The 21430-nt window shown below is 65.5% G+C and carries 14 protein-coding genes; 5 read left to right on the forward strand and 9 right to left on the reverse strand.

From position 1 onward, the window contains the following. Window positions 1-97: 97 nt before the first annotated feature. Window positions 98-955, reverse strand: coding sequence for an SDR family oxidoreductase (locus ACY8GK_RS04765; RefSeq protein WP_196174836.1), 858 nt, complete (start codon window positions 953-955; stop codon window positions 98-100). Window positions 956-1054: 99 nt separating this feature from the next. Further along, the gene (locus tag ACY8GK_RS04770) at window positions 1055-1360 is read right to left on the reverse strand and encodes a hypothetical protein (protein ID WP_196174835.1); all 306 of its coding nucleotides are present in this window, start codon (window positions 1358-1360) and stop codon (window positions 1055-1057) included. A gap of 197 nt (window positions 1361-1557) precedes the next feature. On the opposite strand from ACY8GK_RS04770, the gene sodC reads away from it, so the two are divergent. Then, window positions 1558-2073 carry a superoxide dismutase [Cu-Zn] SodC gene (gene sodC / locus ACY8GK_RS04775; protein WP_462402448.1) on the forward strand — a complete coding sequence of 172 codons (516 nt, stop codon included), beginning with the start codon at window positions 1558-1560 and terminating at the stop codon, window positions 2071-2073. 233 nt (window positions 2074-2306) lie between these two features. Next, on the forward strand, window positions 2307-4211 hold the full coding sequence (locus ACY8GK_RS04780) for an acyltransferase family protein (protein WP_462402449.1): 1905 nt from the start codon (window positions 2307-2309) through the stop codon (window positions 4209-4211). A gap of 184 nt (window positions 4212-4395) precedes the next feature. Here ACY8GK_RS04780 and ACY8GK_RS04785 read toward each other — a convergent pair whose 3' ends face one another. Continuing rightward, window positions 4396-5781, reverse strand: a complete 1386-nt coding sequence (locus ACY8GK_RS04785) for an aldehyde dehydrogenase family protein (protein WP_462402450.1) — start codon at window positions 5779-5781, stop codon at window positions 4396-4398. 103 nt (window positions 5782-5884) lie between these two features. Here ACY8GK_RS04785 and ptrR point away from each other — a divergent pair, with 103 nt between their 5' ends. Both ptrR and ACY8GK_RS04795 read left to right on the forward strand, forming a co-directional pair. Continuing rightward, a complete protein-coding gene (gene ptrR, locus ACY8GK_RS04790; protein ID WP_462402451.1) occupies window positions 5885-6760 on the forward strand; it encodes a putrescine utilization regulator PtrR in 876 nt (291 codons plus the stop codon). A 32-nt stretch (window positions 6761-6792) separates the two neighbouring features. Continuing rightward, window positions 6793-7542: a phytanoyl-CoA dioxygenase family protein gene (locus tag ACY8GK_RS04795; RefSeq protein ID WP_462402452.1), complete on the forward strand. Its 750-nt coding sequence runs from the start codon at window positions 6793-6795 to the stop codon at window positions 7540-7542. Between the two features lie 19 nt (window positions 7543-7561). Here ACY8GK_RS04795 and ACY8GK_RS04800 read toward each other — a convergent pair whose 3' ends face one another. Both ACY8GK_RS04800 and ACY8GK_RS04805 read right to left on the reverse strand, forming a co-directional pair. Then, complete coding sequence (locus ACY8GK_RS04800; RefSeq protein ID WP_462402453.1) at window positions 7562-8452, reverse strand: universal stress protein; 891 nt, start codon at window positions 8450-8452, stop codon at window positions 7562-7564. A gap of 101 nt (window positions 8453-8553) precedes the next feature. Continuing rightward, complete coding sequence (locus ACY8GK_RS04805; protein WP_196174828.1) at window positions 8554-9252, reverse strand: pirin family protein; 699 nt, start codon at window positions 9250-9252, stop codon at window positions 8554-8556. 220 nt (window positions 9253-9472) lie between these two features. Between ACY8GK_RS04805 and ACY8GK_RS04810 the strand changes: the two genes are divergently transcribed. Beyond that, window positions 9473-11977, forward strand: coding sequence for a UvrD-helicase domain-containing protein (locus ACY8GK_RS04810; RefSeq protein WP_462402454.1), 2505 nt, complete (start codon window positions 9473-9475; stop codon window positions 11975-11977). On the opposite strand, the gene ACY8GK_RS04815 is transcribed toward ACY8GK_RS04810, so the two are convergent. The 4 genes from ACY8GK_RS04815 to ACY8GK_RS04830 form a co-directional block, all read right to left on the reverse strand. Then, entirely contained in the window at window positions 11949-16853 is a 4905-nt protein-coding gene (locus ACY8GK_RS04815; RefSeq protein WP_462402455.1) for an NEL-type E3 ubiquitin ligase domain-containing protein, read from the reverse strand. The two genes, ACY8GK_RS04810 and ACY8GK_RS04815, sit on opposite strands and share 29 nt — an antisense overlap. 163 nt (window positions 16854-17016) lie before the next feature. Further along, on the reverse strand, window positions 17017-17343 hold the full coding sequence (locus ACY8GK_RS04820) for a hypothetical protein (RefSeq protein WP_196174825.1): 327 nt from the start codon (window positions 17341-17343) through the stop codon (window positions 17017-17019). Between the two features lie 157 nt (window positions 17344-17500). Then, entirely contained in the window at window positions 17501-18028 is a 528-nt protein-coding gene (locus tag ACY8GK_RS04825) for a gluconokinase (protein WP_462402456.1), read from the reverse strand. Window positions 18029-18151: 123 nt separating this feature from the next. Further along, window positions 18152-21424, reverse strand: coding sequence for a transporter substrate-binding domain-containing protein (locus tag ACY8GK_RS04830; protein WP_462402457.1), 3273 nt, complete (start codon window positions 21422-21424; stop codon window positions 18152-18154). Window positions 21425-21430: the final 6 nt, after the last annotated feature.

The raw sequence follows: 21430 nt of genomic DNA on the forward strand, positions 1-21430 counted from the left end.
TGGCATAAGGTCGCGGTTGCCCGCGCGCCTGAGGGCAATGCCAGGGCTCTGCGCTGGAGTTGCCTTGCGAGGCCAGGCGCCACGCAAGGCCCCTCGATCAAAGGATCGGCTTGCCGCCGGTGATGCCATAGCGGCTGCCGGTGATGTAGCTGGCCTCGTCCGAAGCCAGCAGGACATAGATCGGCGCTACCTCCACGGGCTGTCCCGGACGCCCCAGGGGCGTCTGCGCACCGAACTGGCTGGCTTGTTCCGGCGGCATGGTTGCGACGATCAGCGGCGTCCAGATCGGACCTGGCGCCACGCAATTCACCCGGATGCCCTTGGGTCCGAGCATCTGCGCGAGCCCAGCGGAGAAGTTGGCGATGGCACTCTTGGTGGTGGCGTAGGCCAGCAGGGTAGGGGTGGGCGAGTCGGAATTCACCGAGGAGGTGTTGATGATCGAGCTACCCTTGGGCATGTGCGGCAGCGCGGCCTTGCACAGACGGAAGATCGCCGTGATGTTGATGTCGAAGGTCTTCTGCCACTCTTCGTCGGAAATGTCCTGGATGCTTTCGTGGGTCATCTGGAATGCGGCGTTGTTGACCAGCACATCGATGCGACCGAACGCTGCGACGGTCTTTTCCACCAGTTCGTCGCACACGCTCTTCTGGGCGATATCACCTGGCAGCAGCAGGCACTTGCGCCCGGACTGCTCGACCCAGCGCGCGGTTTCCTTGGCATCCTCGTGTTCATCCAGGTAGGCCACCGCCACATCGGCGCCCTCCTTGGCGAAGGCGATCGCTACTGCGCGGCCGATGCCACTGTCGGCACCGGTGATCAGTGCGACCTTGCCCTTGAGGCGATCGTGGCCGGTATAGGTCTGTTCACCGCAATCGGGTCGGGGGTCCATCTTGCGCTGGTCCCCCGGTACCTGTTGCGGCTGCTCAGGGAATGGTGGGATAGGGTATTCAGGCATGCTGGCGTCCTCTGAAGCGAATGAAAGGGTCCCTATGTGTGAATTCCCCGCCAGGCCGGGGTTGTATCGCATCGCCATGCCAGACGACGAACGGCAGCATCAGTCATCCTCCAGGTCATCGAGCTCGCCAGCGACGCGCTCCAGGCGCAACCGCGTGCCGTCGCCGAGCGTCAGCACCAGGTCTTCGATCACGCCAGCCAAACCCTGCGCGAAGATCGGCTGGCCGTCCGGGTCGACCTCGTCATAGTGGAAGCGGGTGCCCTCCAGCCAACCCACGGCGGTGGGCAGGTCGGGAGCCAGGTAGTAACGACCATCCTTGAACACACCGCCGAACTGCCAGGCGCGCTCCAGGTTGTCTACGCTGTAGAGCACGCCAGGCAGCATGCCGGTAGCTGGGTCGAGCATCGAAGCACCTCCTATCAATGCACGGTAGAAGGCAGGAGGCTCACCAGGTTCCCTTGACCAGACAAATGTTTCAAGGCATGCCCGGCAGGGAATCCAGGGACGTGCGCGCAGTCCGATCGACACACAGGCGCTGTCTGACTTGGACCCGCCTGCCATTGCAGGCATCATGCCTGCACGCCAATCAATGGAGACATGCTATGAAAGCACTGCTAATGACGGCCCTGCTCGCCACCACCGGCCTTGCCCAGGCGGCCCAGACCGTCGAGCTCAAACTGGCGGGGCCGGACGGCCCAGGCAAGTCGATCGGCACGATCAGCATCGAGCAGAACAAGTACGGAGCGCTGTTGACCCCGCACCTGACCGGCCTGCCACCGGGGGTACATGGTTTTCACCTGCACCAGAAGCCTGACTGCGGGCCAACCCAGGAGAACGGCAAGGTCGTTCCGGCAGGCGCCGCCGGCGGCCATTGGGATCCGGATGGCACAGGCGCGCACAAAGGCCCGTATGACGACAGCGGCCACCGGGGAGACCTGCCTGCCTTGTATGTCGGCGCGGATGGCACGGCGAGCTACCCTGTCCTCGCGCCACGCTTGAAGGCAGAGGACTTCAAGGGGCACGCACTGATGGTGCATGTCGGCGGGGACAACCATAGCGATCATCCGGAAAAGCTGGGCGGTGGTGGTGCTCGCATGGCGTGCGGCGTGGTTCGCTGAAAGTCCGCCCCTCGATCAGGCTATCGGCGCCTGATCGAGAGGCCGTCAAGTTGCTGTTAGCTATTTCGCCAATAAAACGTCATGAAAAGCACAGCTTACAAGACTGTTGCGAAAATGAGGCTTGATTAGACGAAAAATTGACCTTTCGAGTGGCGCATGGCGGGTTTGCCAGCTACAACACTGGGGAGCACTTCGCTCAGCAGTTGCGTAATCATTCGAAGGAAAACCAGACCATGCGTCAGGACAGTTATCGCCCGGACATCGACGGCTTGCGCGCGGTGGCCGTGCTGGCCGTTTTCGCCCACCACCTCAATGCGGCCTTGTTACCGGGCGGCTTCGTCGGGGTGGACATCTTCTTCGTCATCTCCGGCTACCTGATCACCAGCCACGTGTTCCAGGAAGTGCGCGCCGGCCGGTTTTCCCTGCGCCAGTTCTACCAGCGCCGCATCAACCGGATCATCCCTGCCTTGGCGACCGTGCTGCTGGCCACGCTGGCACTGGGAGGATGGCTGCTTTCGCCGGTTGACCTGGAACGCCTCGCTGCCAATGCGCTGTACGCACTGCTGGGCGTATCGAACCTGTTCATCTGGGTCAAGTATGGCAACTATTTCGCCGCCGACGCGGGCGAGGCGCCCCTGCTGCATACCTGGTCGCTAGGGGTGGAAGAACAGTTCTATGTCATCTGGCCCTTGCTGATCATCCTGCTGCTGCGTTTCGCGCCGCGACACCTGACATCGATTCTGGGCGTTGGGCTGGTGCTGGCCGTGGGGGTTTCGCAGTACGGCACCGGACTGTTCAGCACCGCGTCCTACTACTTGTTGCCGACCCGCTTCTTCGAACTGATGATCGGTGGCTGGCTGGGTATCTGGCACCTGCGCAATGTCCGCCAGATAGGCCGCGGCGAATCCCTGGCCTGCAAGCTCGCCGGCGCCCTGCTGGTCGGCGGTTCGCTGTGGCTGATCGGTGATGGCACGGCCTTTCCAGGTCTCGCTGCCCTTTGGCCCTGCCTGGGCGCAGCGCTGTTGATCCACGCTGGCAGCGGCCAGCACCCCGCGCCTTGGTTGGGGAGCCGGCCACTGGTATTGATTGGCCTGGTCTCCTACTCCTTGTACCTCTGGCACTGGCCGCTGATCGCCTATCTCAATTACCTGTCGATACCCTTGAGCTTGCCGGTCGCCGCTGCCGTGATCGCGGTGGCGCTGGGGCTCGCCTGGCTGACTTGGCGCTTCGTCGAGCAGCCGCTGCGGCGCAGCGGTGCACGGCTGGCGTTCGGCCAGGTGTGCACCTGGCGTTTCGCCGTGCCGGCCTTGGGCCTGGCGCTGGTGGCCGGGCTGACCCAGCAGCTCCAGGGCTTCCCGGAGCGCTTCGGGCCCAAGGTCGAGAAACTCGAGGCCATGACGCTGGATCGCCCGGCCGATATTCGCCGCGGCTGTCATGTCCCCAATGCGTTGTACCGCACCGAGCCCGATGCCGATTGCCGCCTGGGTGCGCCCAAGACCGAAGTCGATGGCATCCTGGTCGGGGATTCGTTCGCCAACCATTTCACCGGCATGGTCGACATTCTGGCTCGTCCCGACAACATCACCCTGATGGACTACACCATGGACGCCTGCCCGCCGATCCTGGGCTATACCGGCGACATGCCGGCGGTCTACGCCGAGCACTGCGCCCGCCGCAACGAACGGGTGTTCGCGATGATCGAGGCGCATCGATATGCCTATGTAGTGCTGGCCGGCAGCTGGCCCAGGGACGAAGCGGCCGAGGACGAGATCCTCGAGAGCGTGCAGCGGGCAGTCGAGCACAGTGGCCAGGTGATCGTCATTCTCAACAACCAGCCGATCGAGGATGCCGCGACGTGTCCGATCAGGCGCCTGATGTTCGCCCAACGGCGGCCCTGCGAGGCAGCCGAGACGACCCGACCGCATTACTGGGCCGATATCCGTGCCCGCTTCCCGCAGGTCCATTTCATCGACCCCAACCAGGTGATCTGCGCCAAGGGGCGTTGCAGTTCGCTGGTCGATGGCAAGCTGCTATACCTGGACAACGCCCATCTCAACGAAGTGGGTTCGCGCTACATCGGCCAGACCTTGCTCGAGCGTGGCTATTCATTGCTCAAGGACCCGCATGCGCGCTCGTGAAGCGATAGCGGCCCCGAGCCTGCTGGGCAGGTCCGGGGCCATGAGGTCGCGAGCAGAAGCGCCGCGGCGACCAGGCTGCGTCGAACCAGGCTCGCCGTGCTCATTCACGACTGCCTAACTGCGCGTGCTCGGCGGTTTTTTGCCGTACCTGATCGGCACCCGACGAACATGGGCGCACGTCGGGTCAGTTGCGATCCAGCCAGACCGTCTGCACGTTGCAGAACTCGCGAACGCCAAAGTGCGATAGCTCGCGACCGAAGCCGCTTTTCTTCACTCCGCCGAAGGCCACCCGAGGGTCCGAGGCGCAGTAGCCGTTGATGAATACCGCGCCGGTGTCCAGCGCCTCGGTCATGCGTTCGGCGAGGGCCAGGTCCGCGGTATAGATGGTCGAAGCCAGGCCGAAATCGCTGTCGTTGGCCAGTTCCACGGCATGCTCGGCATCACGTGCGGCGATGATCGCCGCCACCGGCCCGAACAGCTCCTGGCGGAACGCCGTCATCTGCGGGGTCACCTCGCCCAGGACAGTCGGCGCATAGTAGTTGCCGATGCCCTCGAGCTTGTGTCCGCCCAACAACAGTGTGGCGCCCTCGGCCAGGCTCGCCTGAACCTGCCCATCGAGTTCGTCACGCAAATCGAAGCGGGCCATCGGGCCGATATAGGTATCGTCCTGCAGCGGGTTGCCGACCTTCAGCAGGCGGGTGGCTTCGACGAAGCGGCGGGTGAACTCGTCGAGCACCGCTTGTTCGACGATCAGGCGCTTGGCTGCGGCGCAGACCTGGCCGGTGTTCTGGTAGCGGCCGACGACCGCTGCCTGCACGGCGGCGTCCAGGTCGGCGTCGGCCAGCACGATGAACGGATCGGAACCGCCCAACTCCAGCACGCACTTCTTCAACGCCGCGCCCGCCTGTGCGCCGATGGCCATGCCGGCGCGTACGCTGCCGGTGAGCGTCACCGCGGCGATGCGTGGATCGTTGATGGCCCGGGTCACGCCGTCCGGAGTGACGTTGATCACCTCGAACACGCCTTCCGGCAGGCCGGCGCGCTTGCAGGCATCGAGCAGCAGGTAGGCGCTGCCCATGACGTTGGGCGCGTGCTTGAGCACATAGGTATTGCCGGCCAGCAAGGCCGGTACCGCGCCGCGCAGCACCTGCCACAGCGGGAAGTTCCAAGGCATCACCGCCAGGATCGGGCCCAGCGGACGGTATTCGATACGAGCCTTTTCCACCTGGGTCGGCTCGGGTGCGAGCATTGCTGGACCATGTTCGGCATACCAACGGCACAGGTTGACACACTTGGCGACCTCGCCACGTGCCTGGGCGATCGGCTTGCCGATTTCCCGCGAAATCATCTCGGCGAAGGCTTCGGCCTGCTGCTGCACGGCATCGGCCAGGGCCAACAGGTACTCGCTGCGCTGGGCCAGGGAAACCCGTCGCCAGGCGCCATGGCCAGCCTTGGCCCGTTGCAGCGCCGCTTCCAGGGCGGCGTCGTTGTCGAAAGCATACTGGCCGATCCGCTCGCCGGTATGAGGGTCGACGGAGATCGCATGGGTCAGGCTGCTGATTTCGCTCATGGCTGGACACTCGTTGTTGTATACAGTGAGGCCAGACTAACGGTGCGCTACTTTAATGAAAACTGAATAATAATGAGCGATACATTCACGTTTGGAGAATGAAGTGGACCTGGTGCAGCTTGAAATCTTCAAGGCCGTGGCCGAACAGGGCAGCATCAGCGCTGCCGCGCAGCATATCCACCGGGTGCCTTCCAACCTGACGACGCGCATCAAGCAGCTCGAGCAGGACCTGGGAGTGGAGCTTTTCATCCGTGAACGACACCGCCTGCGCCTGTCGCCTGCCGGCTGGAATTTCCTGGAATACACCCGGCGCATCCTCGACCTGGTGCATGAGGCACGCAGCACCGTGGCAGGCGAGGATCCACAAGGTACCTTCGCCCTCGGTTCGCTCGAAAGCACCGCGGCGGTACGGATCCCCGGCCTGCTGGCGGCGTACAACCAGCGCTATCCGAAGGTCGAGCTGGACTTGTCCACCGGGCCGTCCGGGACCATGCTCGAAGGTGTGCTGGCCGGACGCCTGGTGGCCGCGTTCGTCGATGGCCCGGTGTTGCACCCCACGCTCGATGGCATGGAGGTATTCGAGGAGGAAATGGTGATCATCGCGCCGTTCAACCATGCACCGGTAAGCCGTGCCCGTGATGTCAACGGCCAGAGCATCTACGCCTTCCGCGCCAACTGCTCGTACCGCCATCATTTCGAACGCTGGTTCGTCCGCGACGATGCGGTGCCGGGCAAGATCCATGAAATGGAGTCGTACCACGGCATGCTGGCCTGTGTCAGTGCCGGTGCCGGACTGGCGTTGATGCCGCGCAGCATGCTCGACAGCATGCCCGGTTGCAGCACGGTGAGCGTCTGGCCGCTGTCGGAGGAGTTTCGCCTGCTCAAGACCTGGCTGGTATGGCGGCGCGGCACGGTCTCGCGCAGCCTGGGCAGCTTCGTCCAGTTGCTGGAAGAACATCGGCCCACGCTCGCCGTCTGAGCCCAGCAAGGCAATGCTCATGGGAGAAGTACATGGTGAAGGTCGAGTCGTATCGACGGGTGCTGGACGAGGAGGGCTACGTGCTCATCCAGGGGGTGCTCGAACCGCAGCGGATCGACCCGTTGCGGCGTGCAATCGACCGGTTGCAACCGGTGCACTGGGATTACCAGGGCCTGCTCGAACACTACAAGTGCGTCTTCAACCGTGACCTGGCGTGGCTGCCATTGCTCGACCTTTCACCGTTGATCGAACTGGCCGAGGCGGTGCTTGGGGCGGATTGCCATGTCATCGGCCAGACGGCCTGGCGAAGTCATCCGGGGTATCCAGGCATGCCACTGCACCTGGATCACCTGCCGTTGGAACTGCCGCAGTGGCTGCGCGACAGGAACGACTTCGCGATGCCCGCGCAGATCCTCACGGCCCAGCTCTATCTGAGCGATATCGACCCGAGCATCGGTCCGACCTGGGTAGTGCCTGGCAGTCATCGCGCCGGCCGCCGTCCACGCAGCGATGAATCCGGCTGGCGCGGCCGGCCGGCATGCCCCGTGCTTTGTCAGGCCGGTGACGCGCTGGTTTTTCGTAGCGATATCTGGCACCTGGGGGCCGCCAATGCCAGCCAGTCCAGGGTGCGCGACATGCTTCAGGTGCATTACGGGCGACGCATGGTCGCGCAGAAGTTCTCGCCCTACCTGAGCTGGCGCTTCGATCCGGATGTGCTGGCAGCGGCCACGCCACGCCAGCGCCGCCTGCTTGGCGAGCACGCCGAGTCGGAATACGATTGAAGCCCGCGCGGCCGTCGGTTCAACGCAATGCCTTGATGGCCAGCACATTGCACAGTGCATGCTCGACCACATGGGCGGTGGTGCCGCCGAGAAAGGTGTGCAGTGCATCGTGCCGGTGCGCGCCCATCACGACCACGTCCAGGCGACCCTGGCTGACGAAGCGGGCAATCTCACGAGACGCAGGGCCTTCGAGGAAATGTCGATGTTCCTGCTTGATGTCATGACGATCGCCCAGGCGCTCGAAGGCGGCGCGTTGCGCGGCGCGCAGGCCTTGCTCGAAGCCCGGCATGGTCACCGTGGCGGCACCGAAGTCGGCCAGATGGGTGCGCGAGATATCGCAGACATGCAGCAGGTGCAGTTGCGCGTTGCATTGCAGCGCCATGGCACGGGCGGCCAGCAGCACTTGTTCATCGAGGTGTTCGCCACGCCCGGCACGGTCAAGGTCGACCGCCGCGGCCACCTGGCGTGGCAGCGGCAGGCGGATGTCGCTGACCAGATGCACCGAGACCGGGCTCTGCTTGAGCAATTGCCAGTCCAGCGGCGTCACCAGCAAACGCCTGAGTACCGGCTCGTGTTGTACATCCTTGACCAGCAGGTCGCAGCCCAGCCGCTCCAGCTGTTGCAGCACGCAACCCACCGGATCGCGGGTCAGCAGCAGCTCGGTCGCGACATCCAGGCCGGCGCTGGCCAGCTGCTCAGCCTCGTCGGCGAGCCAGCGGCGGTTGTCTTCGAGCAGGCGATCGCGGTCCTGATCGTCGATCATCAATCCGAACGTGTCGATGTCGTCGATGACCACATTCAGGTCGAGCAATGCACCGCTCGATTGGGCCAAGGCTGCCGCGCGTTGCAAGGCAGGCGTATGGCGCATGTGGGGGCCGAGCATCACCAGCAGACGATTGAAGCGACTCATCTGGCACCTCCACGCGAGGCCAGTCGTTTCTGCCAGTCTAGACTGCCCGACGCTCCGCCGCCGGGCCATTGCAGAGCCTGGAGGTGGGAGTTGCCAAATCGTCAGCGGACGTCGACCAGCACCACCTCGCTGTCTTCCAGCGCCTGGACCTTGAGCAGCGTCTCGCCTTCGATGGCGACGCCGTCACGGGCCTTGGCCTGCAGGCCATTGACGTCGATCAGGCCGGTCGCCGGGACCAGGTAGCCACGACGGCCGGCCTCGAAGCGGTATTCGGCCATCTCGCCAGCACGTAGCGTAGCGGCGACCAGGCGCGCATCGGTACGGATACGCAGGCTGTCTTCGTCACCGCTGCGTCCGCTGGCCAGGGTGACGAAGCCTTCGCCACGCTCGCCCTTGGGGAAGGGACGGGTGCCCCAGGATGGCGCCTCGCCGGCGCGCTCAGGGATGATCCAGATCTGGAACAGGCGGGTATCGACCGCTTCGAGGTTGTATTCGCTGTGCGTGATGCCGGTGCCGGCGCTCATCACCTGGACATCGCCGGCCTCGGTGCGACCCTGGTTGCCGAGGCTGTCACGGTGGCTGATGGCCCCTTCGCGGACATAGGTGATGATTTCCATGTCACGGTGCGGATGCGGTGGAAAACCGCTGCCGGCCGCAATCAGGTCGTCATTCCAGACCCGCAGGTTGCCCCAGTGCATGCGGGCGGGATCATGGTATTGGGCGAAAGAGAAATGATGACGAGCATCGAGCCAGCCGTGATTGGCATGACCGAGGGTTTCGAAAGGACGCAGTTGCAGCATGATGCGCGCTCCATGGAAGGGATAGGTGGGATCATCATGCCTCGGCGAAGCATCGAAAATAAGCGTAATTATTGACGAATAACCATCTATAATATTGATTGTTTTGCTTGGGATTCGCTTGCAGTCCGTCGACCAAGTGCCTGATTTTGCATGGCTCGCTGGCGATTTTTGGCCGTTGCGGCGAACATGGCCCGCTCGTCTGGAGCTATTTGGAGCTGTCGTGTCTCGCGAGCACCCTCAAATCCCCCTCGAACTGGCCCCTCCGGCCCAGCTTTCCTGGTTCCGTCGGCTGCTTGCGCGCTGGCTCGGCCATGGCCTCACCCGTCTGCAGGCGCAGCATCGCGAGTCCTGGTTTCTCGGCCATGTCACCGGCCAGCGCAGCGGACACGCCGACGGCTTGCGCGAGGGCTTCGAGCGAGGCCGGGCAGAGGGTTTCGAGGCGGGCCGGCAAGTACTGGTGCTGCGCGACGAGCGGGCGCGAGCGCCGGGTAGGCCCGCCGAGGATGACAAGCTGTTCGACGACTGGCGGCTGCCGCTGACGGCCGAGCTGAAGAAACGCTTCAAGGCCGACGTTGGCCAGCGCTTGCCGAGCGGGGCGCAACCGAGTGCCGCGCAATGGAAGATGATCTTCAGCGATACACCTTCGACCTGCGTGGTGGCTGGCGCTGGTGCCGGCAAGTCGACCTCGCTGGTGCTGCGGCTGCTGTTGCTGCACCACTACCTGGGCTATGAGCTCGATGCCATGACCGTGGTGACCTTCACCCGTGAGTCGCGTAAGGACTTCATCCAGCGGCTGACGCAGGTGTTCGGGCTGTGGCAGCTGCAACTGTCGAGCGCCCAGGCCCATGGACTGGTGCGCACCTTCCACTCACGGATACTGCCGCTGGTGCGCAGCCTTCCAGGCTTTGCCCAACTGCGTGCCTTCGAGACCCTGGGCAACGAGGTATCCGCCGAGGAGCAAGCCGATGCCGAAGGCAACCCGTTCGACCTGCGTCTGAACGAGGCCCAGCGGCACCAGCTCAACCTCTGCTATCGCGACCTGCTGCAGCAAAGCCCTCGCTTCGCCGAGCTGATCGAGCAGCTGCGGCGCGAGGCGTTGCAGCTCAAGCCGCTGGACCCGAACCATCCCGATGTCCAGAAGCGCGTACAGGTGACGCAACTGGCTTGCGAGCGCGACGAAGAACTGTGCGACCTGGTCGAGGACCTGTGGTTCGCCGCCGGCGCCTGGCCGATCAAAGGCATCGAGCCGTGCCGCGAGGTCGTCACGATCAAAGGCTGCGCTTTCCATGTCCAGGGGCGCCTGGAAGGTTGCGATACCAGGGTGATGCTGGGTTTCGATCCGTCGGAGTCCCAGCAGCGCCAGCGCCCTGGAGCCCGTCTTCCAGCACGCGCCGAGTGGGCAGTCAAGCGAACCTTGTTTCAAGCTTTCTGTGACAAGCCCTTGATCTGGCTGGATAACTACGCGGCCGCCAAGCGCCTCGGCGCTTCTCTGGCGGGCGACGCAGTGGCTGGGCCCGGTTTCGAATACAAGGTCAAGGGTGAGCTGGCGCCGGCGCCATTGCTCGATGCGTTCGTGACAGCCGCCAGTTTCATCGAGAACCTTGGATTGCAGGTCAACGTGGCGGTCGCTTCGATGAGCTTTGCCGCAGGCGATACCGACGCCTCGTTCTTCGAGGCGCTGGCGCTGTACTGGCGGACACTGGAGGAGCATCTGCTAACGCAGTCGCCGCCGGTCATGAGCTACAACCGGATGTTCGCGCTGTTCAGCGAAAACAACCCGGAAAATCTCAGGCTGCTGCCCGATGCCTTGCTGCGGCCGCTGGCACATCTGATGATCGACGAATTCCAGGATGTTTCGCCGCAGATCGTCAGCTGGTTGCGAGCCAGCCTCGCGGAAATCCGTCGCCGCGGCACTTCGCTGCATACCGGTCGCAACGCCCGGCACTCGTCGCTGTTGTGCGTGGGCGACGACTGGCAGTCGATCTACGGCTGGCGCGGCAGCTCGCCAACCTATTTCATGGCGTTCAGCGAAAGCTTTGCCTCTCCGGCCACCACGCGGGTGCTGCTGGTGGAGAACTATCGTAGCCAGCAGCAGGTGATCGATGCCGCGCAACATCTGGTCAAGGGCACGCCGGCCATCAGCGGCAAGAAAGCGCGTGCCAGCGGTGCGGCAGCCGAGCTGCCAGCGAGCCCGGTCAAGGTGATGGATCGAGACGAAGCCCTGCTGGCCCTGAGCTTGGCCGAGCATTACGAGAAGGGCGAATCAGTGATGATACTGTTTCGTAAAAGTAGTGATAAGGCACTGATTCAAAAGCATATTCAGCCGATACTCGAGCTGGAATCGAGGTTGCCGCCAGCGCAGCGGCGCTTGCGTCAGCTGACTTATCACAGCGCCAAGGGCTTGCAGGCCGATACCGTCCTGTTGCTGGGTGATTGCCAGTATCTCACCAGCTCGCCTTACAAGAACCAGGTATACCGCCTCGCCGGCCTCGGCAGTCCTGGTGATCCGCAGCCGTTCGACACGGCGCAGAAGGACGAAGTCCAGCGCCTGGCCTATGTCGGCGTGACCAGGGCGATCAGGCACTGCTACTGGTTCGTGGACAGGCCGACCGGCGAAACGGCCGGCCTGCCACGCGCTTCCAGCAAGGTCGATGGCCGGCAGGCCTGCTTCGAGGACCTGCGTGGCCAGGTCGAGGCTAGCGGTTCGGGTCCTGCTCGGCGGTGAGCTGTTCCAGCAGTGCCTGCAGGGCAGCCTGGCGGCTGGCACTGACGCGTTCGACGGCCAGCCGGTAGGCCTGGTCGGTGAGCGGAATGCGCCGCAGTCGCCCTTCGACGTCGCTGGGCGAGGCCTCTAGCGCATCGCCCAGTGCGCCAAGCACGGCCTCGTCGAGGCGCTGGACAGGCTCATTGTCCTCGTCCAGGCAATGGTCCAGGTAGGCCAGGGCGGCATACCACTGCTCATCGACCGCGCTGAACCGTTCGGCATGGCGTGCCCTGAGAAAACGCTGCCAGGCAGGCTGGGCAGCGATCCAGCGGCGCCGCGCCGGCGCGTCGGCGTCCATGGCGCTGACCGCTTGTTCGACGTTGAATTCGACGGTCTGGGAGACTTGGGCGGTTTCCCGATAGAGCATGTCCTGGCTCGGTTCGGGAAACTGCAGGATCTCTGCCAGTGACTGGCGCAATGCCAGGCGGATCTCGATATCGTCGACGCCGCCCTCGAGCAGTTGGGCGTCGCTGATGTCGTCCAGTTCGTCGATTGGCGGCAGGGCTGCGCTGCCGGTTCCGCCAGAGGCTCGCTCGAGCAGCGCGCTTTGGCGTTCCAGGCGCGCGGCATGGATGCGCGCGGCCAGGGCATTGACCTGGTCGCGACGGAACAGTCGGCGATAGAAATTGAACAGGTATGGCCCTGGCAGTTCGGCCGTGGCGCTTTCGTCATGGGCCAGCAGTTCGATTTCCAGCGCGCTGAAGGCATCGGCCCCGGCATCGCCACAGCTAGCCGGGAAATCACCGGCGATCTCGTTCAGCCGTTCACGCAGCAGCGTATCGTCCGCGGCCCGCTGCAGCAGCCGCCATACCTGGGTGCCGAGCGAGCGAGCGTTTTGCCTGGCCTGCGCGGAGCGGCCGACCCGCTCGACCACCTCGCGCAGTTCGCGGTTGGCGCCGCCATCGAACAGGCCATGCCATAGCGCCTGATGCTGTTCGCTGGCGCCAGCGAGCCAGTCCACGGGCGTAGCGGCAGGGTCGGCGAACATGTCGTGCTCGAAGACCAGCACCCCCGCGGCGCGCAACCGGCGTGCGATCTGGGGCTGCATGTCGTTGAAGCTGAAGCGCCAGAAGCGACTTTCCGGCGCTTGCGCCAGGCTGCGCACGTAGGGGCTGGCCAGGACCTCGTCAAGATTGGGCACCTGGGTAATGTGATTGCCGCTGAGTTCGACCATGCGCAACGCGTGGTGAGGACGCTGCATGAGCGCCAGTAGACCCTCAGGCCAGGCCCGCAGGTTGCAATCGTGCAGGCGCAGGCTTTCCAGGCTGGTCATTGCACCCAGGTCAGGCGCCACCTGCAGGGGATTGATCGAAAGATCCAGGCTGCGCAGGCGCACCATCTGGCGGAAATGCGCCGCCAGGCCGGTGTCGAGGGTGATGTTGTTGAAGCGCAGGTCGAGCGTCGTCAGCGGCAGTCGCGCCAAGGTGCGCAGGTTGTCGTCGGTCAGCACCAGCGCGTTGCGGCGCAGCACCAGTACGCGCAGCGAGGTCAGTTGCGCCAGCGCTGCGTCCGCCTGCGCTCCAAGGCGGCCGAGGTTGTTGTCGACCAGATACAGTTCATGTAGCCGGGGCGCGCTGCGCAAGGCCTGGAACAGCGCCTGGCGGTCCAGACGCGGGTTGTTCATGATCCGCAGGCTTTCCAGGCATGGAAAACTTTGCAGGAAGTCCGCTGGCATGATGCGCAGCTCGATGCCGCGCAGGCTCAAGGTGCGCACATGGTCGAACCGAGCGGGCAACGACGGCAGGATTTCCACGGCGACGTTGTCGAGCGCCAGGATCGGGCCGCCGTCCTGGCGCCAGGCCCGATTGATGGCCCGGCTGAACGAGCGGCGGCTTTCCCGTTCGTCTCCTTCGGCCTCCTGCGTCCAGCGCAGGAGCGTGCTGGCCAAGGTGTCCTGCTCGCGCTCCAGGGCCACCAGCTGCTCGCCGACATCGCCACGGGCGCGCAGGTTGGCCAGCAATTGCCGAAGCTGGTGCCGATCGAGCGTCGGGTATAGGTCCTGCAAGCGTGAAGCCTCGTTGCGCCGCCATCCGGGCAGGCGTAGCCGCCCGCTGAGCGGATAGCCCAGCCGTCCATGGCTCAGCCGCAACGGCGAGCGAAAGCCCGGCTTGATCGGCTGCTGGCCGATCAAGGCAGCCGAACGGTCGCGGTTGGCCCAGGCCATCTGGAACAGCTCGTCCCAGCTCGCGCCTGGGTGCTCGGCGAGCAAGGCCATGCTCAGCCGCTGGCTATCGGAATTGTCCAGGCCCGGTGCATGCAGGCCCAGCAGCGCTCGGTCAAGGCGCGCGCGCGCCTGGAGCAGGCGGGCTTCCTCGGCCACACGCAAGGGCACCCGGGCGCTGTCGATGATTTGCCGGCGCTCTTGCTGGCTGGCGGCGGCGAGAATTTCCTCGAGCGCCCCGGCAGGCAGCCGGGTGAATTGTCGTGCAAGTCGCTGGGCTGCCGGACCTGGCACTCGCTGGTGGCGGGCATGCAGGCTGTCGAACAACGCTGCGCGTCGATCGGTCAGGGCCTGGGCAAGCACCCGCTGCAATGCGGCGATTCGCTCATCGCGGCCGGTACCGGCCGGCAGCAAGGCCTCGAGCGCGACGTCGTCCAACTGGTTCACCACCACCTTGGCCAGCTCGCCATCGGCCAGCTCGTCGCGGGTCACCTGGACGAGCACATCGCCGGCCTGGCGCGCCCGCCCGTAGACGCTCGACTCACCCCAGGCTTCGCTCCCCTCGAAGACTTGTAGCAGGTGATCCTGCGGCCAGCCCGGCAGTTGCGTCAATACCGCGACGGCAGGGTTGCGGTGCGCCGCCAACGGCAGGCCTTGGCGAACCCGCATGATGATATCGTCGACCTCGCGCGCGGTCCTGATGCGTTGCAACGCATCGACCAGCAGTGCCGGTGGCGGCTCAAGGCCCACATGTGCGCGGCGCAGCACGGCTTCCTCGATGCCGGTGGCCTGCAGCGCGGCGAGCAGGTCCTGGTCGGCAAGACCTGCGCAGGCCGGACCAAGGCGCCGCAGCAGGGTGAGCCTGTTCCAGTCCAGCACTGTCTCATGGGCCAGGCGCCAGGCGCCAGCACCGTCATGATGCATGATCGGCGCATACGCTTGTGGGTCGCGCGGGTGGTGCAGGCGCCAGCGGCCATCGGAGGCCAGGCGCTGCTCATACAGCACACCGTCCAGGCGTACATGGTAGCGCCCGCCATGCACATACTGCCCCGACTCGTTTGGCTGCAGGCCCGGCGGCAAGGCGACCTCGCTGCGATAAGCGGAAATATCGGGATGCCAGAGCCGTTCTTCGCCATCGACGAGAATGCGCTCCATCGAGTCGACGAAACCGGAAGCCTTCAGGCCAGCCGCCAGGCCGCCGGTCACGCCAACGCCGATGGCGTCGAGCAGCAGCGAGCCGACCTGCGCCAGCGCTTCGGCCCGCTGGTGGTGCTCCCATGCCTCCAGGCCATGGAAGAGCTTCTCCAGCACTTGCGCCGCGCTGACCGCGAGCATCACCTGGCCAAGCCCGGGAATGACCATTGCCGCGACATTCAGCACGTCCAGTCCGCGCCCCAGCCAGGCTTCGAACAAGGCCCTGCGGGCCTCGGCATCGGCCTTCGCGGTGGGCACCACCGTGGTTTCGGCATCGGCTCTGAGCCTGCGCAGATAGCCCTTGTACAACGCTGACCAAGGCGAGCCGGCCAGGGGCCGGGCCTGCGCCTGCACGAGCGGGTTGGCGCGCGGCACGAGCCGTTCGAAGCCATCTTCGCCTCGGCGCTCGAACAAGGCCGCGCGCAGTTCCCGCTCCAGCGTGGCGCGCTGCGAGAGCATGGCCATGCCAAGCACGCACCTGCGGTAGGACGTGCGTTGCAGCTGGCGGGCCAGGTGTCTGCCGAACGTGCGCAGGGAGTCGAATTCGCGCAGTGGCTGGTCACGATCGCCGGGCATGTGGACGATGCAGGGATTGACTCGATCATCGTCCTGCGGGGCGACGATCAGCACGTCATGCAAGGGCATGCCGAACAGCTCCAGGCGGCTACAGGTGACCGGCCGCCCGCCGTAGGCCGGGGTAGGGGCGCCCTCGCAGAACTGCAACAGCGCCTGCAACCCTGTTTCGCTGAGCAGCGCGCTCATGAACGCGACGCGCGCATCCAGGCGCAACTGGTCGATGCTGGCTTGGGTCCAGGCACGCTGGATCGCTGCTCCGGCTGCGCCCGCATGGATCTGCTCGAGATGCGCCTGGTAGCGTTGGCCGAGATCGAATGAGCGACACACGCCGACGAAGCGGCCGACCGTCAGTCCTGGCACCGGCGATTCATCCGTCGGGCCGCGCTGCACGCTGCTCAAGGGGCCGACCTCCTGCATGCCGGTGAAATTGTGCATGGCGGCAGCCAGCAGGCTGCACTGGCGAGCGGCGCCGTCCGGCAGGACGACGACATCCGGCTGGCCGGCAGCGCTCAATGGCGGGACCACGGGGTTGACCGGATCGACCACCCAATCGGTGACGACCCTGAACGGCTGGAAGCGATAGTGCGCCTGCGTGACCGGTACGTCGATGGCAAGCGCGCGCTGCAGCAGCGGTTCGCAGAACGTGGCGGGATCTTGCTGCCCAGCCAGCAGGCGCGACAGGGCCAGGGCGCTGGCATCACGCCGCCTGAGCGCTTCGCGCAGCAACTGCTGGTCAGCTTCGGACGAGGCGGCATACCAGCTGTAGGGGCGTCGCTCGGCATCCAGGTACGGGGGATGGGCGCTTTGCATGAGCCGGCTGGCATCGGCGGCTTCCAGGCGCCTGGTCCACTGTGGCAGGCTGCGCAAGATCTGAATTCGGTGGAACGGTGAGGGGGACGTCTGCATGACAACGACTCCTGATGAAAGAGTCGTTATCCCAGCTCGCTGTCGAGCCTGGACGGTGGTAGATGATCAACGCCGTTTCGGTCGATGAACCTGCCGAGCCCGTATCCGCATGGACGTGGTTGGCAGCGAGGCGCTTGGCCCGGCAGGCGTCGAGCAGATCGATTCAGGGCTGGTTCGAGCCCGCGCCGTTGCCCGAGCGGCTGCCACCGATGTTACTGCTGCCTTCCGAGCCGGTGTCATCCTGGCCGGGTAGACCCGGGTTGTTGTTTTCCTGGCGGGCAGGCGGAGAGTCCGGACCGTTGCCCTGGATACGCGAGTCGGGGTTGGTGGGCAACGGACGCTCGACGGGGTTCAGAGTGCTGTCCACACCGGGTTCCGGGGCGTTACTGTGCGGGTCGTCCGGGTGGGTCGGGCCGGTGCCGACCGCCAGGGCAAGCGGCGAGGCCAGCAAGGCGGCAAGCAGGCAGGTGCTGGTCAGTGATCGCTTCATGGTCGAACTCCTTCGATTGCGCATCGCTTGCGACGCTGGATCACGGGCAGGAAATGCCCAAGGGGTACTGTTCAGGCAAGCACGCCAGGACAAGAGTGCCATCATGGCGACCAACGGTAGTCGCCGGTTGGCCGGGGCCGGGTCGTCGCTGGCGCTTTCAAGGCAGGGCTGGCTGCACTTGGTCGGTGAGCCACGCATCGACCGCCGTGGCCAGCGTGGCCACGGGCTGCAAGGCATCCAGGGTCAGCACATTCGGTTCGTCCAGCGGGGGCTCCAGGGAAGCGAACTGGCTGTCGATCAGGCTGGGCGCCATGAAATGGCCGGGACGCAACAGTACCCGCTGGCCGGCTTGCGAGCGATCCAGGCGCAGGAACACGAAGCCAAGGCTCGGCACGGCGCCGCGCAGGAGATCGCGATAGCGGCGCTTGAGCGCCGAACAGGCCAGTATCGGCCGCTCGCCCGCTTCGACTGCGGCCTGCATCTCCCGACCCAGGCGCTGCAACCAGCCTGCGCGATCATCGTCATCCAGGGCGATGCCCGCACTCATCTTGGCGATGCTCGCCGAATCGTGGAAATCATCGCCTTCGATCAGGCGACCACCGCTTCGCACGGCGATCGCCGCGCTCACGCTGCTTTTGCCGCATCCGGACACGCCCATCACCACGATCGCCGACAATGACGCCATTGGTTCCCCCTGGCTGGCCCGGCGCCTGGCCCTGTGCCACGACGCCTCCACGCCCGTTGCCTGTGCCGTCTGACCGCAAGGGCACCAGGCCCGTTCCACTGCGCCGGCTTGGTCAGCCAGGTTTCACGGGTCGCCATTTTCGGCACGCTGGTGACGCTGCAGGTCTTGCGCCAGACCTCGCAGGCTCGCCTTGAGGTTATCGAGCAGCGTACCGATCGACGCGGACGCTTCAGCTTGCTCGATGGCTTCGCAGTCGGCCACGACTCCGCGCGCCTTGATCATCTTGGCGCCACCCTTGATGCGGTGCACCAGTTGGCGCAACGGCTGGCTGTCAGGCTGCTCGCCAAGCTCGAGCAAGGCCTGCAGATCGTCGGCGTTGCTCTGGGCCAACTGCCGCACCAGGCGCTGGACCAGCGCTTCGTCGTCCTGGGTCAGGTGGCGCAGTTGTCCGAGGTCGAACCCGCTGGGCCTGGTCGCCATTTGCCTGTCCGGCCCGGACGGCAACGTGGGCGAGGGTAGGTGGGCGCGCAGGGTCTGCAAACCGATGGGCTTGAACAGGCAGTCGTCCATGCCGCTCTCCTGGCAACGTTGACGTTCCTCGGCCTGGGCGTTGGCAGTCAGGCCGATGATCATGCAGGCGGGCCGTTCCAGCTCGCGCTCCAGCTGGCGGATGCGCTGGGTCAGGCCATGGCCATCGAGCCGCGGCATGGCAACGTCGGTGAGCACGAGATCGAAACGCTCACGCCGCCAGTGCTCCAGGGCCAGCTCGCCATCTTGCGCAACGGTCACCTGGTGACCCAGGCTTGCCAGTTGCTTCTCCAGCAGCATCAGGCTGGCCGGGTAGTCATCCACCACCAGTACCCGCAGGGGCATGCCGGCAACCGCGGCACTGGCCGGCGCTGGCGAGGAAGGGGCCGGGGAGGCCGTCTCGAGCAACAGGTGCACGTCGACCTGCGTGCCGACGCCCTGGACGCTCTGCAAGTGCAGGCTTCCGCCCATCAGCTCGCAGAGGGTCCGGCTGATCACCAGCCCCAGGCCAGCGCCTTGCTGGGCCCGCTCACCGGCGACTTGGGCGAAGACCTTGAACAGGCGCGCCTGGTCCTGCTCGCTGATGCCGACGCCGCTGTCGCGTATCTGCAGATGCACCGGCAACGGTTGCCCCGGCGGCACGCCAGCGAGGACGAGGTTGACCTGGACATGGCCCTGGTCGGTGAACTTGATGGCATTGCTCAGCAGATTGGACAATACCTGTCGGACCCGCAACGGGTCGACCTGGACCCAGGCAGGGGCCAATGGCAGGCTGGCATGCAGGCGCAGGCCCTTGACCCTGGCATTGCCCTCGAACACCCGCAAGGTCGAACGAACCAGCTCCACCAGGTCGGTGGGCACCGGCTGGAGGGTCATGTGGCCGGACTCGATGCGCGAAATGTCGAGAATGTCGCCGATCAGCGCCAGCAGACCGACCGCCGAGTCATGCGCGGCCTGCAGCGAGGCGCGATCAGGCCGCCCTTGCTCGCTGTCCTGCAGGGCCAGTTCTAGCAGGCCGATCACGGCGTTCATGGGTGTGCGTATCTCGTGACTCATGATGGCCAGGAAACTGCTCTTGGCACGGTTGGCCTGTTCGGCGTTGTCCTTGGCCTGGCGCAGTTGCTCGAGCAGGTCGCGGGTCACCGCCAATTGGCCCTGCAGCGCCTGCTGGGCCTCGGTCCGCTGCTGGATGAGCCGGCGCAGGTAGCTGTTCCAGAACACCACGCCGGCCAGCAACAGCGCGGAAAACACCAGGATCTGCAAGGCGATGGTGCGGTAGTCGTGCCACGGACTGGCGCCGACCAGCGCATTGGTCCGCCAGCGGCCGAGCAACTGTTCCATTTCCTCCGGGGCGATGGCCAGCAAGGTCTTGTCCAGGATCGCTTGCAGCTGGGGTTGCCCAGGCGCCACGGCGAAGGCGGCGATGGCCGGGTCGTCACCGTACAGCGAAGCGATGCGCAGCCGATCCTTGAACAGACGGCTGATGTAGTAGCTGGCGTTGACTTGCGAGCTGAGCGCCAGGTCGGCCCGACCGCTGGCTACCGCGTCCATCATGCGCAACGGGTTTTCCACTTCCACCACGCGTGCGCCGGGATGGTTCGCCAGCAGCGCCGGGGTCAGTGGCGAGCCGCGCAGCAAGGCCACGCGCTGGCCGCCCAGGCGCAGCGGTAGCGCTGGCCGCGGCGCATCGCTGCGGGTCACGATGACCCGCGGGCTGACCAGGTAGGGGCGGGTATAGAGCAAGCGCTTGGCGCGTTCGTCGCCATAGCCCAGCGCGCCGATCAGGTCCGCCTGGCCGCTGGCTACCTGGTCGACCATGGCCTGTACCGAGTCGCTGGACTGGATGTCGAAGTGCAGGCCGGTGCGCAGGCTGATCCGCTCGAGCAGGTCGATGGTCATGCCGCTGAGTCGCTGCTGGTCGTCTTCGAAGGTCAGCGGGGCCAGGGTGGGTGTCACCAATACCTTGACGGTGGGATGCTCGCGCAGCCAGCGGCGCTCTTCGCGGGTCAGAGCCGAGGTCTGCTGTTCGAGCAGCGTGCGTGCGGTGCCGCTGGTCCAGCGACGCAGGATGTTCAGTCGCTCGCTGTCGCCGATGGCGGCCAGCGCTCGGTCCAGCAGGCTGCGCAGGCGAGTGGCCTCCTGCGACAGGGCGAAGGCGAAGGATTCGCGGGGCGCCTGCACGAAGTGATCGATGCGCAGCTGGCCCAGGTAGCTCTTGGCGATCAGGTAGTCGCTGCTGATCGCATCGCCCAGGTAGGCATCGGCCTGGCCCAGCAGCACGGCCGACAACCCCGCCAGTGTCGAACTCAGCGGCATCAGCGTGGCATTGGGGTACAGCGCGCGGACTCGATCGTGAGGCAGGTAGTGGTCGACCATGGCCAGGCGCAGGCCGGCCAGGTCATGGGCAGTGCCCAGCGATCGATCAGGCAGTGTGACCAGCACGGGCAAGTCGTCGGCATAGGGTTGGCTGAGCATCAGCTGGGCGTCGGCGGCCTCGAACGCATTGGAGCTGCCGAGCAGGTCGATTTGCCCGGCGTGCAGCGCCGCGATGGCTTGGCCGCGATCGGCGAAGCGTCGTACCTCGATGGGGATGCCGAGCAACTGGCTGACCAGGCCAGCGTAGTCGGCGCTGATGCCTTCGTAGTCCTGGCGGCTGATATTGATGTCGAACGGTGGATAGTCGGGGCGTGAGCTGCCCAATACCAGCACCTTGCGCTGGGCGAGCCATTGCCGGTCCTCCGGTGGCAGGTCCAGGGGCCGGACGATGCTGAGCGAGCGGCCCAGCAAGTGACGGGGTTCGAAGTCCAGCGCCAGGGCCGGCCAGCATGCGAGCTGGCTCAACAGCAGGAGCAGCGCGAGGGCTCGCATGGAGGC

This window comes from Pseudomonas sp. Marseille-QA0332, from assembly GCF_054950175.1.